Below are 280 nucleotides of genomic sequence, written 5' to 3'. Positions count from 1 at the left end.
CGGGCATCGACACGCGCGCGCTGGCCTACTATGCCAACCGCATGGCCACGCCGGCGTGCGCGTTCGCACCGGGCCTGTTGCTGGGTTTTTCGTCGCTGACGCCGGCGCAGATCGTCGATGGCGTCGATGTGCTGGCGAAGGTGCTGAAAGCGGCGCATTGAACTATACTGGCTGCATGACCATTGAACGCTGCTCCTGGGCCAACCCGGCCAATCAACGCTACCTCGACTACCACGATCACGAGTGGGGCGTGCCTTGCCACGACGAGAACACGCTGTTT

Annotated in this window: 1 protein-coding gene; it reads left to right on the top strand. The window is 63.2% G+C overall.

From position 1 onward, the window contains the following. Nucleotides 1–175: 175 nt before the first annotated feature. Nucleotides 176–280: DNA-3-methyladenine glycosylase I (locus F1735_RS34900; RefSeq protein WP_167241627.1), on the top strand; the 105-nt coding region annotated here is incomplete at its 3' end.

This window comes from Massilia genomosp. 1 (assembly GCF_011682185.1).
In the GTDB taxonomy this organism is placed as follows: Bacteria; Pseudomonadota; Gammaproteobacteria; order Burkholderiales; family Burkholderiaceae_D; genus Telluria_A; species Telluria_A rubra.
The sequence above is the reverse complement of the archived record's forward strand: the minus strand, read 5'-3'. Positions and strand labels throughout refer to the sequence as shown.